This window comes from Streptomyces sp. WMMC1477 (assembly GCF_027460245.1).
Classification (GTDB): domain Bacteria; phylum Actinomycetota; class Actinomycetes; order Streptomycetales; family Streptomycetaceae; genus Streptomyces.
The window spans coordinates 4,412,416-4,425,534 of sequence record NZ_JAPZBD010000003.1; the positions used below are offsets into that span (position 1 = coordinate 4,412,416).

The 13,119-nt window shown below is 70.5% G+C and carries 11 protein-coding genes; 10 read left to right on the plus strand and 1 reads right to left on the minus strand.

Features of this window, described 5'->3' with window-relative positions; genetic code table 11:
• Positions 1 to 50: 50 nt before the first annotated feature.
• Entirely contained in the window at positions 51 to 1,646 is a 1,596-nt protein-coding gene (locus tag O7609_RS19785; RefSeq protein WP_269735658.1) for an acyl-CoA carboxylase subunit beta, read from the plus strand.
• 212 nt (positions 1,647 to 1,858) lie between these two features.
• Entirely contained in the window at positions 1,859 to 2,074 is a 216-nt protein-coding gene (locus tag O7609_RS19790; RefSeq protein WP_269735657.1) for an acyl-CoA carboxylase subunit epsilon, read from the plus strand.
• Between the two features lie 152 nt (positions 2,075 to 2,226).
• On the opposite strand, the gene O7609_RS19795 is transcribed toward O7609_RS19790, so the two are convergent.
• A complete protein-coding gene (locus O7609_RS19795) occupies positions 2,227 to 2,379 on the minus strand; it encodes a hypothetical protein (protein ID WP_269737310.1) in 153 nt (50 codons plus the stop codon).
• A gap of 563 nt (positions 2,380 to 2,942) precedes the next feature.
• On the opposite strand from O7609_RS19795, the gene O7609_RS19800 reads away from it, so the two are divergent.
• The 8 genes from O7609_RS19800 to O7609_RS19835 all read left to right on the plus strand — a co-directional run bounded on the left by O7609_RS19800 (position 2,943) and on the right by O7609_RS19835 (position 13,099).
• Positions 2,943 to 6,386, plus strand: coding sequence for a sensor histidine kinase (locus O7609_RS19800; protein WP_269735656.1), 3,444 nt, complete (start codon positions 2,943 to 2,945; stop codon positions 6,384 to 6,386).
• A 9-nt stretch (positions 6,387 to 6,395) separates the two neighbouring features.
• On the plus strand, positions 6,396 to 6,809 hold the full coding sequence (locus O7609_RS19805) for a roadblock/LC7 domain-containing protein (RefSeq protein WP_269735655.1): 414 nt from the start codon (positions 6,396 to 6,398) through the stop codon (positions 6,807 to 6,809).
• A 66-nt stretch (positions 6,810 to 6,875) separates the two neighbouring features.
• Complete coding sequence (locus O7609_RS19810; RefSeq protein ID WP_269735654.1) at positions 6,876 to 7,286, plus strand: DUF742 domain-containing protein; 411 nt, start codon at positions 6,876 to 6,878, stop codon at positions 7,284 to 7,286.
• Entirely contained in the window at positions 7,267 to 7,845 is a 579-nt protein-coding gene (locus tag O7609_RS19815; protein WP_269735653.1) for a GTP-binding protein, read from the plus strand. The genes O7609_RS19810 and O7609_RS19815 overlap by 20 nt, the downstream gene beginning before the upstream one ends.
• A 353-nt stretch (positions 7,846 to 8,198) precedes the next feature.
• The gene (locus O7609_RS19820; RefSeq protein WP_269735652.1) at positions 8,199 to 11,453 is read left to right on the plus strand and encodes a sensor histidine kinase; all 3,255 of its coding nucleotides are present in this window, start codon (positions 8,199 to 8,201) and stop codon (positions 11,451 to 11,453) included.
• Between the two features lie 10 nt (positions 11,454 to 11,463).
• Positions 11,464 to 11,877: a roadblock/LC7 domain-containing protein gene (locus O7609_RS19825; RefSeq protein WP_219091459.1), complete on the plus strand. Its 414-nt coding sequence runs from the start codon at positions 11,464 to 11,466 to the stop codon at positions 11,875 to 11,877.
• A gap of 114 nt (positions 11,878 to 11,991) precedes the next feature.
• Positions 11,992 to 12,540 carry a DUF742 domain-containing protein gene (locus tag O7609_RS19830; RefSeq protein ID WP_269735651.1) on the plus strand — a complete coding sequence of 183 codons (549 nt, stop codon included), beginning with the start codon at positions 11,992 to 11,994 and terminating at the stop codon, positions 12,538 to 12,540.
• The gene (locus tag O7609_RS19835) at positions 12,521 to 13,099 is read left to right on the plus strand and encodes a GTP-binding protein (protein ID WP_219091389.1); all 579 of its coding nucleotides are present in this window, start codon (positions 12,521 to 12,523) and stop codon (positions 13,097 to 13,099) included. Before O7609_RS19830 ends, O7609_RS19835 begins: the two co-directional genes overlap by 20 nt.
• Positions 13,100 to 13,119: the final 20 nt, after the last annotated feature.

The following is a 13,119-nucleotide window of genomic DNA, read 5'->3' on the forward strand; positions in this document are numbered from 1 at the left end:
GTACGAATCCAACGACAGGGATAGCGCCCCCGGTTTCGTAGGGTCTATACATGACCGATCTCTCCCAGGCCCCGGAGGCCGCCGCCGTGAACGCGACGGACGCGCGTGGCCGCACCGCCGAACTGCATGCCCTCCGTGAGCAGGCCCACCGCGGCCCCAGCGAGCGGGCGACCGAGGCGCAGCACGGGAAGGGGAAGCTGACGGCGCGGGAGCGGATCGCGCTGTTGCTGGACGAGGGGTCGTTCCGTGAGGTGGAGCCGCTGCGGCGGCATCGTGCTTCGGGGTTCGGGCTGGAGGCGAGGCGTCCGTACACCGATGGTGTGGTGACGGGGTGGGGGACGGTGCACGGGCGGACGGTGTTCGTCTACGCGCACGACTTCCGGATCTTCGGCGGGGCGTTGGGTGAGGCGCATGCGACGAAGATCCACAAGATCATGGACATGGCGATCGCGGCGGGTGCGCCGCTGGTGTCGTTGAACGACGGTGCGGGGGCGCGGATCCAGGAGGGGGTGACGGCGCTGGCGGGGTACGGGGGGATCTTCCAGCGCAACACGCGGGCGTCGGGGGTGATTCCGCAGATCTCGGTGATGCTGGGTCCGTGTGCGGGGGGTGCGGCCTACTCGCCGGCGTTGACGGACTTCGTGTTCATGGTGCGGGACACCTCGCAGATGTTCATCACGGGTCCGGACGTGGTCAAGGCGGTCACGGGCGAGGACATCACGCAGAACGGGCTGGGCGGTGCGGACGTCCACGCGGGCACCTCGGGGGTCTCGCAGTTCGCCTACGACGACGAGGAGACCTGCCTGGAGGAAGTCCGCTACCTGCTCTCCCTCCTCCCCCAGAACAACCGCGAGAACCCGCCCGGCGTCGTCACCGAGGACCCGGCGGACCGGCGGTGCGAGTCTCTTCTGGACCTCGTCCCCGCGGACGGCAACCGGCCCTACGACATGCGGAAGGTGATCGAGGAGCTCGTCGACGACGGCGAGTACCTGGAGGTCCACGAGCGCTGGGCCGAGAACATCATCTGCGCCCTGACCCGCCTCGACGGGCAGGTCGTGGGCATCGTGGCGAACCAGCCGCAGAACCTGGCCGGGGTGCTGGACATCCACTCCTCGGAGAAGGCCGCGCGGTTCGTGCAGATGTGCGACGCCTTCAACATCCCGATCGTCACCCTGCTGGACGTGCCCGGCTTCCTGCCCGGCGTCGACCAGGAGCACGGCGGCATCATCCGCCACGGCGCCAAGCTCCTGTACGCCTACTGCAACGCCACCGTCCCCCGGGTCTCGGTCGTCCTGCGCAAGGCCTACGGCGGTGCCTACATCGTCATGGACAGCCAGTCCATCGGAGCCGACCTCACCTTCGCCTGGCCGACGAACGAGATCGCCGTCATGGGCGCCGAGGGGGCCGCCGGAGTGATCTTCCGTCGGCAGATCGCCGAGGCCGACGACCCCGAGGCCATGCGCAGCCGCATGGTCAAGGAGTACAAGACCGAGCTCATGCACCCGTACTACGCCGCGGAGCGCGGACTGGTCGACGACGTCATCGACCCGGCCGAGACCCGGGAGGTCCTGGTCCGTTCGCTCGCCATGCTCCGCACGAAGCACGCCGACCTGCCGTCCCGCAAGCACGGCAATCCGCCGCAGTGACCCTGCCGCAGTGAAAGGGAGAAGCTCTGTGAGCGACGCACGCGCGGCCGTTCGGCCGCGGATGACGATGATGCCCGCACTTCTGCGCCGCGCGGGCGGAGAAGCGAACGGAGAAGCCCTGTGAGCGACGCACGCGCGGCCGTTCGGCCGCGGATGACGATGATGCCCGCACCTCTGCGCCGCGCGGGCGGAGAAGCGAACGGAGAAGCCCTGTGAGCACCACCGAAGCCGCCAGTCTGGTCCGCGTCGAGAAGGGGCGCGCGAGCGACGAGGAAGTGGCCGCCGTCACCGCGATCCTGCTGGCCCGGGCCGCCGGGAGCGGTACGGCCCACCCTGCCGCCGGACACCGGCCGACGCGTACGGCCGCCCGCTGGCGGCGGCTGGAGCGCACGCCGGGGTTCCGTGCCCCGCACAGCTGGCAGCTCTGAGACGCCGTCACACGCGATGAGGCCCGCACCGGTGCGGGCCTCATCGCGTGTGACGGCCTGCGGAGGCGGGGGCCTGTGGCTCCGGTGCGCCGCCCGGGGGCTTCGCTCCCGTCCGGCCGCTCCCGTCCAGCGCCACGATCCGCCGCCCGAGTTCAGCGCTGGGGCGCGTCCATCAGCGTCGTGCGCCGGGGGTTGGCCGTCGCCTCGGGCAGCTCGGTGCCGTGGTCGTGGCCTTCCGGCAGGAGCTCTTCGGTATCCGTGAGGTGTGCCAGCGTGGTGCGCTGGGGGTTGGCAACGCTACGCATGCTCAGGGTCGTCTTCACGGTGACTATGCCTCTTCGTCGTCCGGACGCGGTTACTGATCAGTGTGCAAATCACGAGAGTAAAACGATCTGCCCGTCGGATGGTCGTCACAGTCACTCCGAGGCTTGTGATTTTGCTCACCCATTGAGCGACAAAACGGGCAAAGGATTCCAGGGGATAGGGGTGGTGAAAGCGGCGAAAGTGGATAGACCGTTACGTTCCACTTCGGGCTGCGACGAGCGGGGCGGTCGGCACCTCTGACCATCTCGTGGGGAAAAGTCCGAAATTACGTGTCGCGAATTCTGCAATCAGTGACGGAATTGCTGCACACGGTCATTGCGTACCCGGGGTGATCCGTGGCCCTTGTTGGGAGATCGGGCACTGTGCTGGAATCTCACGGACCGCCGTAGGGCTTCAGCCGGCGCGCAGGGGGCGCTCAGCGCCGCGCGGCGGGTTGCGGACTCGCGTCGGTCGCTCACGACCGTCGGACGGACCATGCGGTCCACCGACTCGATACCGTCTCCCCGGACCCGGGGAGACGCCTGGTCCAGAGGTTGCGACGCTAGTGCAGGGACGTTTCAAGAGGGATGGCAGCGCTGCGGGGGACCCGGAGCTGCGCGGTGCAGGTGACCGCGGCTCCGCCCCTCAGCGCGCACAGGACGGCGGTTCCGGCACCGTCGCACCGGACGGCATGGACGGCCGGTCGCCGGTCAAACCCTCGGCAGCCACACCGGCGTCGGGTGCCGCGGAGGGTGGCGAGCCGTCCGGCTCCGCGCCCAAGGCGCCCAAGGGCGCCGGCTCCCGCCTGGCCCTGAAGAACTGGCGCATCAGCACCCGTCTGGTCTCGCTCCTCGCTCTCCCCGTCGCCGCGGCGACCGTCCTCGGTGGCATCCGCATCGCGGACGCCACCAGCGAGGTCGAGCAGCTGGAGAACATGCGGCTGCTCACCGAGATGACCGAGCAGGCGACCCAGCTCGCCATCGCCCTCCAGGAGGAGCGCGACCGCTCGGCCGGTCCGCTGACCGCGCACGGCAACGCCAAGGACGACACCGTCGTCGGCCCGCGGGAGGCCACCGACCGGGCCCGGAAGGCGTTCAACGACGCCGCCGAGGCCCTCACCGAGGACAAGGACAACCACCTCACCGGTGTCCAGGCGACGATCATCGACATCGGCCGCCAGCTCAACACGATCAAGAACATCCGGGATCGGGCCTACGACGACCCGAAGGCCGTCGGTGACACGGTCAGCGAGTACAACGGCCTGATCGACTCCCTGCTCGCCCTCTCGCGGGACATGGCCCAGGCCACGAGCAACCCGGAGATGATCCAGAGCACCCGCGCGCTGGCCGCCTTCTCCACGGCCAAGGAGTACGCCTCCATCCAGCGTGCGGTCATCAGCGCCGGGCTCGCCCACCCCGACGGGCCGCAGCTGTCCGAGAACGACCGCCGCTACGGCCGCTCGGCCAACGAGAACGAGACGGCGTTCCTCAACCGCTTCAACGTCATCTACGGCCCGGAGGGGGCCGCCGAGCTGATGACGCCGCTGAACGGCGGCGACCACAACATCACCTCGGCCAACGAGTACGCGGACCGCGTCTTCAAGCGGCCCCACGGCATCACGTCCGAGACGCGCTCGTACATGGACTGGTACGACCAGGACCGGACGAAGATCGACGCGATGAAGCGCATCGAGCAGACCCTGCTCGACGAGATGGACGACCAGGCCCGCGAACTGCGCGCCGAGGCACAGCAGGACGCCCTCATCAACGGCGCCGTGATCCTGCTCGTGCTCGGCATCTCGCTGGTCGGTGCGTTCGTCGTCGCCCGCTCCATGGTCCGCTCCCTGCGCCGGCTCCAGGACACGGCCCAGGACGTCGCCCGCAAGCGGCTGCCCGAACTCGTCCGGGAACTCTCCGAAGCCGACCCGCAGGACGTCGACACCACCGTCGAGTCCGTCGGTGTGCACAGCCGCGACGAGATCGGCCAGGTGGCCGCGGCCTTCGACGACGTGCACCGCGAGGCCGTCCGGCTCGCCGGTGACCAGGCCATGCTGCGGGGCAACGTCAACGCGATGTTCACCAACCTCTCGCGGCGCAGCCAGGGCCTTATCCAGCGTCAGCTCTCGCTCATCTCCGAGCTGGAGTCCCGCGAGGCCGACCCGGACCAGCTCTCCTCGCTGTTCAAGCTCGACCACCTCGCCACCCGCATGCGCCGGAACGGCGAGAACCTCCTCGTCCTCGCCGGTGAGGAGCCGGGCCGCCGCTGGACGCGCCCCGTCCCGCTCGTCGACGTGCTCCGCGCCGCGGCCTCCGAGGTGGAGCAGTACGAGCGCATCGAGCTGAGCGCCGTGCCCGCCACCCAGGTCGCCGGACGCGTCGTCAACGACCTCGTGCACCTGCTCGCCGAGCTGCTGGAGAACGCCACCTCGTTCTCCTCGCCGCAGACCAAGGTCAAGGTCACCGGCCACGCCCTGCCCGACGGCCGGGTGCTGGTCGAGATCCACGACACCGGTATCGGCCTGTCCCCCGAGGACCTCGCGGCGATCAACGACCGGCTCGCCAACCCGCCGACGGTGGACGTGTCCGTCTCCCGCCGCATGGGTCTCTTCGTGGTCGGCCGGCTCTCCCTGCGGCACAACATCCGCATCCAGCTCCGCCCCTCCGAGTCGGGCGGCACGACGGCCCTCGTCATGCTCCCCGTCGAGGTCAGCCACGGGGCCAAGGCCAAGCCGGCCGCCCCCGGCGGGACCGGAGCACCGGGTGGTCCCGGCGCTCCCGGCGGCAGCGGTGCCCCCGGCGGCAACGCCGGCATGGCGAGCGCCTCGCTCCAGCGTGAACCCCGGGGCGGCTCGGGTGCCCCCGGCCCCGGCGGCAGCAAGCTCGCCGCCCTGCACACCCGCGGTAAGGGCCCGGGCGGCTCGCGACCCGCGCTCCCGGCCAACCCCGGCTCCGGGCCCGGTGGCCCCGGGGGCGGCAACTTCGGCGGTGCGCCGGGCAGCCCCGGCCCCGCGCCGGGCAACCCCGGAATGGGGAACTCCCGCGCGGGCAGCCCCGCGGCCCGTCCCGGCCCGGGTGCGCCCGCGGCAGGCGGCCGGCCCGGTCCTGCCGGCCGGCCCGGTCCCGGGGGCCGGCCCGGTGCCGGGGGCGGCCCCGGTTCCCTCGGCGGCCCCGGCTCTCACGGCGCGGGCAACCGACCGGCCGCCCCCCAGGGCGTCCCCGGTACGCCGCCGCCGTCCGCGCCGCGCCCCGTCGCCGAGCTGCCCACGCGCGACCGGCAAGCCCAGGGCCAGGCCCCGGCCCACGGCCAGCAGCAGACACCGGGCGACCGTGCGGGCGGGCAGCGTCCGAGCTGGGCACGGGACACGGCGGAGCAGATACCCGACGGCCGGGGCTCCGGCCGGGAGGCCTCGCGCGGCCATGGGGACGCCGAGTCCACGGGAGGGCACCCGCTGCCGCCCTTGCCCGCGGGCCGGGCGGAGGCCCCGTCCGCCAGGCCGGACGACACCAGCGAACTGGACCTGCCCATCGCCCCGACGGCCGCGGCGTCCGCCCGGACGCCGATATTCGAGGAGATGGAGTCCAACTGGTTCTCCTCCCGGCGCGCGAGCCGGGAGGCCGAGCCGGACCACGGGCAGTCGCCCCCCGGCTCCGCCCCCGGCCCGCAGGAGCGGGTCAACGGGCACGCCGGCGGTCCGGCTCCCGCCGAGGCCTCCTGGCAGGCCTCGCCCAACGACGAGCGGTGGCGCCGCGCGGAACAGGTCCGCGAGCCCGCCGCCGGGGGTATCACCACCTCCGGCCTGCCGCGCCGCGTACCCCGTGCGAACCTCGTCGCGGGTACCGCGCAACAGCAGAACGAGACCCGCTCGGGTCCGCAGGTCTCCCGCGCTCCCGACGACGTGCGCGGCCGGCTGACCAACCTCCGTCGAGGCATCCAGCAGGGCCGCGAGGCCGGCGGTGCCTCGGACAGCACCAACCGGGGCTCCGGCCCCACGTACCGGCAGGAGCGTTAGTTGAGTCCGATGAGCCAGGCGGCGCACAATCTGAACTGGTTGATCACTAACTTCGTGGAGAACACCCCGGGGGTGTCGCACACGGTGGTGGTCTCCGCCGACGGTCTTCTTCTGGCGATGTCCGAGGGTTTTCCGCGGGATCGTGCCGACCAGTTGGCGGCGGTGGCTTCTGGGTTGGCGTCGTTGACCCAGGGGGCGTCGCGGATCTTCGAGGGCGGCGGTGTCAATCAGACGGTGGTGGAGATGGAGCGTGGTTTCCTCTTCATCATGGCGATCTCCGACGGTTCGTCCTTGGCGGTGCTCGCGCATCCCGACGCGGATATCGGTCTGGTGGGGTACGAGATGGCCCTTCTGGTCGACCGGGCCGGTACCGTACTGACTCCCGAAGTTCGGGCCGAACTCCAAAGCACTATTCTCAACTGACGGAAAGCTCCCCCCACATGAGCACCACAGTCCGCTTAGACGCCTCATGCCTCGCCCGGAGGAGCCATGACCCCGCCGCCCGCCTCGTCTGATCCCTACGGCATGGACCATCACGTGCCGTACGACGACGAGGGCGATCAGCCACTGGTGCGCCCGTACGCCATGACGGGGGGTCGTACCCGGCCACGCTACCAGCTCGCCATCGAGGCACTGGTCAGCAACACCGCCGACCCCGGGCTCATGGACGGACTGCTCCCGGAGCACCAGCGCATCTGCCACCTGTGCCGCGAGGTGAAGTCGGTGGCAGAGATATCGGCGCTGCTCGGGATTCCGCTCGGTGTGGCCCGCATTCTTGTCGCCGACCTCGCCGAGGCCGGGATGGTGGCCATCCACCAGCCCGGCGGCAGCGACGAGCCCGGCGGCTCTCCGGACGTGACACTGCTCGAAAGGGTGCTCAGTGGACTTCGCAAGCTCTAGCGGCGCGGCGCGCGCCACCACCTCCGCGAAGATCGTGGTGGCCGGTGGATTCGGCGTGGGCAAGACGACCTTCGTGGGCGCCGTGTCGGAGATCAACCCGCTGCGCACGGAGGCGGTGATGACGTCGGCGTCCGCGGGGATCGACGACCTCACCCACACCGGCGGCAAGACGACGACGACCGTCGCGATGGACTTCGGCCGCATCACGCTGGACGACGACCTGATCCTGTACCTGTTCGGTACGCCGGGACAGGACCGGTTCTGGTTCATGTGGGACGACCTGGTGCGGGGTGCGATCGGTGCGGTGGTGCTGGTCGACACGCGGCGGCTGGCGGACTGCTTCCCGGCGGTGGACTACTTCGAGAACAGCGGTCTGCCGTTCGTGATCGCGCTCAACGGGTTCGACGGTTACCAGCCGTACAACCCGGAGGAGGTGCGGGAGGCGCTGCAGATCGGCCCGGACACGCCGATCATCACCACCGACGCCCGGCACCGCGCCGACGCCAAGAGCGCACTGATCACCCTGGTGGAACACGCGCTGCTGGCTCGCCTGCGCTGACGAGCCGCATACACCTTCCCGTCGGACCGGGCAACGGCTGCGACAAGGCTGTGTGGTTGACCACACGGCCTTGTCGCCGTACTCGCGGACATTCATAACGTTTCGACAGAGAATCCCCGGTCGCCGACCACGCGCGGCTACGAGATCGCTTCGGTCTGCGTACGTTTCTCTCGTCATTTGCCGACGAATGCACCTTGTGTCTGTTTTGTTGATTGAAGGTTCAGTGAAACCGGGTCAGTTCGTCACTCCTTCAAATATTTGGAAAGCACCCTCCGGCGTGCTGGAATTCGCTGAACTCAGCAGTAGTCGCGGCACCCCGAATCCGAGGTGCCGACGCCGAGAGGTTTGGTCGAGTGAGGCGAAGCAAGACGGCGCCCCCGCCGCCGGAGTCGCGGGGCAACTTCACCCCGCATGCCGCGGCCGTGCCCACCGGGGACACCGAACCGGCCGGAGGCGGCGGGAACTCCAGCAAGCTGGCGGTGCGCAACTGGCGCGTGGCCACGCGGCTGAACGCGATCCTGCTCATCCCCGTGATCGTGGCCCTGATCTTCGGTGGCTTCCGGGTGCAGAGCTCCATCGAGACGCTGACCGAGGCGCAGGACGCCGAGGCCACCGCCGAGCTCGTCCGTGCCGCGTCGGCCTACGGCCACGCGCTGCTCGACGAGCGTGACCGCACCGCCGCGCCGCTGCTGCGCGGGGAGCGGGACGCCCCCGAGGTGTCGGAGGCCCGCCGCGCCACCGACGCGGCCAAGGCCGCCTTCGACGAGGCCGCCGAGGCCGCGCCGAGGACGGCCGGCCTCGAACGCCGGCTGAACGCCATCCGCGACGTCGAGGCCAGGCTCGGTCCACTGCGGGAGGCCGCCTACAGCGAAGAGCTCAGCGGCGTGGAGACCGAGCTCGGCTACGTCGAGGTCCAGCACCCGCTGATGAACCTCTCCAACGAGCTGGGTCTGGGCACGGGCAACGTCACCTCCTACGGCCGCACCGTCTATGCCATCTCCCTCGCCAAGGCTGCCGAGTCGCTGACGCGTTCGATCGGCACGCACCTCCTGGTCGCCCCCGGGCCCTCCAAGGAGGACAAGCAGGAGCAGGTCGTGAACCTCTCCTCCTACGCCTACCTGGAGAGGATCGCCCTCACCGAGTACACGAACGCCGGTACCGAGGAGGACGTTAAGCGGCTCCGCTCGGAGCTGGCCGCGCTGCAGAAGCAGGCCAACGAGAACGCCGCGGAGGCCAGGGCGGCCGCCGAGGCCGCCGACCGGCCCTTCGTCACGCCGCCGCCCTTCGAGGAGATGGTCACCCTCATCGCCTCGGGCGCCGAGCCCGAGGACCTGGCGAAGAAGGGCGTGACCGAGGAGGTCTGGTACCAGGCCACCACCGCGAAGTTCGACGTCTACCGGGGCATCGAGCAGGACCTCGCCAACCGCGCCGTGGCCGAGTCACAGCAGATCGCCTCGGACGCCAAGACCGAAGCCGTCATCAACTCCGCGATCGTGCTCGTGGCCCTGCTCTTGGCCTTCATCGTGGCCGGGCTGATGGCCCGTTCGATGAGCAAGTCGATGATCCGGCTGCGCACCGCCGCGTTCGACGTCGCCGAGCAGCGGCTGCCGATGCTGGTCGACCAGCTCTCGCGCACCGACCCCGGCCGTGTCGACACCCAGGTCAAACCGATCGACATCGACACCAAGGACGAGATCGGCGAGGTCGCCCGGGCCTTCGACCAGGTGCACCGCGAGGCCGTCCGGCTGGCGGCCGAGCAGGCCCTCCTCCGGGGCAACGTCAACGCGATCTTCACCAACCTCTCCAGCCGCAACCAGGGCCTCATCGAGCGCCAGCTCGGCCTGATCACCGACCTGGAGAACAACGAGGCCGACCCGGACCAGCTGGAAAGCCTCTTCAAGCTGGACCACCTGGCCACCCGTATGCGCCGGAACGGCGAGAACCTCCTCGTCCTCGCGGGCGAGGAGCCGGGCCGCCGCTGGAACCAGCCGGTTCCCCTGGTGGACGTCATCCGCGCGGCCTCCTCCGAGGTGGAGCAGTACGAGCGGATCGAGATCACCGGAGTCCCCGAGAGCGACATCCACGGCTCCGTCGTCACCGACCTCGTGCACCTGCTCGCCGAGCTGCTGGAGAACGCCACCTCGTTCTCCTCGCCGCAGACCAAGGTCAAGGTGACCGCGACCCGGCTGCCCGACGGCCGCGTCATGATCGAGATCCACGACAAGGGCATCGGCCTCACCGCCGAGGACTTCGCGGACATCAACCACAAGCTCGCCAACCCGCCCACCGTGGACGCGGCGATCTCCCAGCGCATGGGCCTGTTCGTGGTCGGCCGCCTCTCCGACCGGCACGGCATCCGCGTCCAGCTCCGCCCCTCGGGCGAGCAGGCCGGTACGACGTCGCTGGTCATGCTTCCGGACGCCATCACCCACGGTGGCGGCGGCGAGGAGCTGATGGAGGAGGACTTCACCGTCTCGCGGATCATGCCCGAGGCCACGGAGACGACCCAGGCCACGCCCAGCCCCCTCCAGGGCGGGGCCACCGCGGCCGCGCTCGGCTTCGACGACAGCCGCTACGGCGGCGAGGTGTCCGTGCCGGACGACCTCTCCGCCCTGGAGCCGGGCGGCCGTGCTCCGCACCGTGACGATCACCGTTCCTCGCCCGAGCGGCCGGTCGCGGGCGGGAACGCCTTCGACGCCCCGCAGGACGCGTTCGGCGGCCGGGACAGCCACGCCGCACCGGCGCAGCCGTTCGCGGAGCAGGCCGGACCCGCCCGGGAGTACGACACGGGCGGGGGCTACGACGCGGGGCAGGTCTACGACGCCGGTCAGGACTATGACACCGGTCAGGGGTACGACGCGGGCGGCTATGACCAGTACGGTCAGGACGCTTTCGCGCCGGGCGGCTACGGCTCCGGCTATCCCCAGGACGTCCGTCAGCAGGGGCAGGGCGGTCCGGGCCACGACGGCGGCTACGGTGACCGCGCCGCGTTCGAGGAGCAGTCGGCCACCGGCCCCTCCTACGAGGAGAGCGGGTTCGAGGCGACGGCCCAGATTCCGCAGGTCCAGGACGGCGGCCAGCAGCGGCAGTCGGTCTTCGGCGTGCAGGAACCACGCCCCGGCACTCCCGCGGCGGCGGATGAGCGCGTAGGCTTCGAGCCTCCGACCGGCTCGGCCGTCGGCTCCGTCACCGAAGCCGGTCTGCCGCGCCGGGAGAAGCGGTCCAAGCCGTCCGACGGCGCCGGTGCGGTTCAGCAGCCACCGCCCCGGCAGGACGTTCCGGCCCCCCGCGAGGAGCCGGAGTCGTCCGACTGGCGTTCGGCCAACGACGACCGCTGGGAGCGCGCGGAAGGCCTGCGCGACCCCAGGGCCGGTGGTATCACCTCCTCCGGGCTGCCCCGACGCGTGGCCGGGGCCAACCTCATCGAGGGCACCGCCGAACAGACGGACCCCGGAGGCCCGCAGGTCTCCAGGAACCCGGAGGACGTGCGGGGCAGGCTGAGCAACCTGCACCGCGGTGTCCGCCGGGGGCGCGGGTCCGCGCCCCAGAACCCGCAGAACGAGCGACCGGGCGACAACCCCGGCAGCACCTACGAGCAGGAGCGTTAGTGTGAGCCCGATGAGCCAGGCGGCGCAGAACCTGAACTGGTTGATCACTAACTTCGTGGAGAACACCCCGGGGGTGTCGCACACGGTGGTGGTCTCCGCCGACGGTCTTCTTCTGGCGATGTCCGAGGGTTTTCCGCGGGATCGTGCCGACCAGTTGGCGGCGGTGGCTTCTGGGTTGGCGTCGTTGACCCAGGGGGCGTCGCGGATCTTCGAGGGCGGCGGTGTCAATCAGACGGTGGTGGAGATGGAGCGTGGTTTCCTCTTCATCATGGCGATCTCCGACGGTTCGTCCTTGGCGGTGCTCGCGCATCCCGACGCGGATATCGGTCTGGTGGGGTACGAGATGGCCCTTCTGGTCGACCGGGCCGGTACCGTACTGACGCCGGACCTCCGCGCGGAACTGCAAGGCAGTCTTCTCAACTAACAGACACGTGTGCGTGTCGCGTTGTCCGCGCCATAGGGTGCGGGAACGCGGACGCCGTTGCAGCACTTCGGGAGTGCGGCGGTTCCCCGCAAGCCGGCAGTTGGAGGAGGAAACGTGACAACGCCCCAAGGCGGTCCGTACGGCAGCGAGCAGCAGGGCGATTTCGGCTATTCGCGCTACAACTTCCCCTCGACGCCGAGCCGGCAGCAGCCGCAGGCGGGACAGGACTCCCAGCAGCAGGTGCCGCAGCAGAACCGGTCCCCGCAGCGTTCGGCACGCGGCGGGGGAGCGGACGGCGGAGCCGGATCCGGTGGCGGTCAGCCCCACCCTCTGGTGCGCCCGTACGCCATGACGGGCGGTCGCACCCGCCCGCGGTACCAGCTCGCCATCGAGGCGCTGGTCAGCACCACGGCGGACCCGGCCCGGCTGCAGGGCCAGCTCCCGGAGCACCAGCGGATCTGCCGCCTGTGCTACGAGATCAAGTCGGTCGCCGAGGTCTCCGCACTCCTCTCCATTCCTCTTGGCGTCGCCCGGATCCTCGTCGCCGACCTCGCCGAGGCCGGACTCGTCGCCATCCATCAGCCCGGCGGCGACGAGACCGCCGGTGGTCAGCCAGACGTGACACTGCTCGAAAGGGTGCTCAGTGGACTTCGCAAGCTCTAGCGGTGCCGCCCGTTCCACCACCTCCGCGAAGATCGTGGTGGCCGGTGGATTCGGCGTGGGCAAGACGACCTTCGTGGGCGCCGTGTCGGAGATCAATCCCCTGCGCACCGAAGCCGTCATGACCTCCGCCTCCGCGGGGATCGACGACCTCACCCACACCGGCGACAAGACGACGACGACCGTCGCCATGGACTTCGGCCGCATCACCCTCGACCAGGACCTGATCCTGTACCTGTTCGGTACGCCGGGACAGGACCGGTTCTGGTTCATGTGGGACGACCTGGTGCGGGGTGCGATCGGTGCGGTGGTGCTGGTCGACACGCGGCGGCTGGCGGACTGCTTCCCGGCGGTGGACTACTTCGAGAACAGCGGTCTGCCGTTCGTGATCGCGCTCAACGGGTTCGACGGTCACCAGCCGTACAACCCGGAGGAGGTGCGGGAGGCGCTGCAGATCGGCCCGGACACGCCGATCATCACCACCGACGCCCGGCACCGCGCCGACGCCAAGAGCGCACTGATCACCCTGGTCGAGCACGCCCTCATGGCCCGCCTGCGCTGACCTGGGCCCGGACCGCCCCC

Coding starts and splice junctions, on each gene's coding strand:
- O7609_RS19810 (WP_269735654.1), top strand. CDS start 6,876: ATGACCCCGCCGCCCGCCTCGTCTGATCCCTACGGCATGGACCATCAC.
- O7609_RS19825 (WP_219091459.1), top strand. CDS start 11,464: ATGAGCCAGGCGGCGCAGAACCTGAACTGGTTGATCACTAACTTCGTG.
- O7609_RS19785 (WP_269735658.1), top strand. CDS start 51: ATGACCGATCTCTCCCAGGCCCCGGAGGCCGCCGCCGTGAACGCGACG.
- O7609_RS19805 (WP_269735655.1), top strand. CDS start 6,396: ATGAGCCAGGCGGCGCACAATCTGAACTGGTTGATCACTAACTTCGTG.
- O7609_RS19795 (WP_269737310.1), bottom strand. CDS start 2,379: ATGCGTAGCGTTGCCAACCCCCAGCGCACCACGCTGGCACACCTCACG.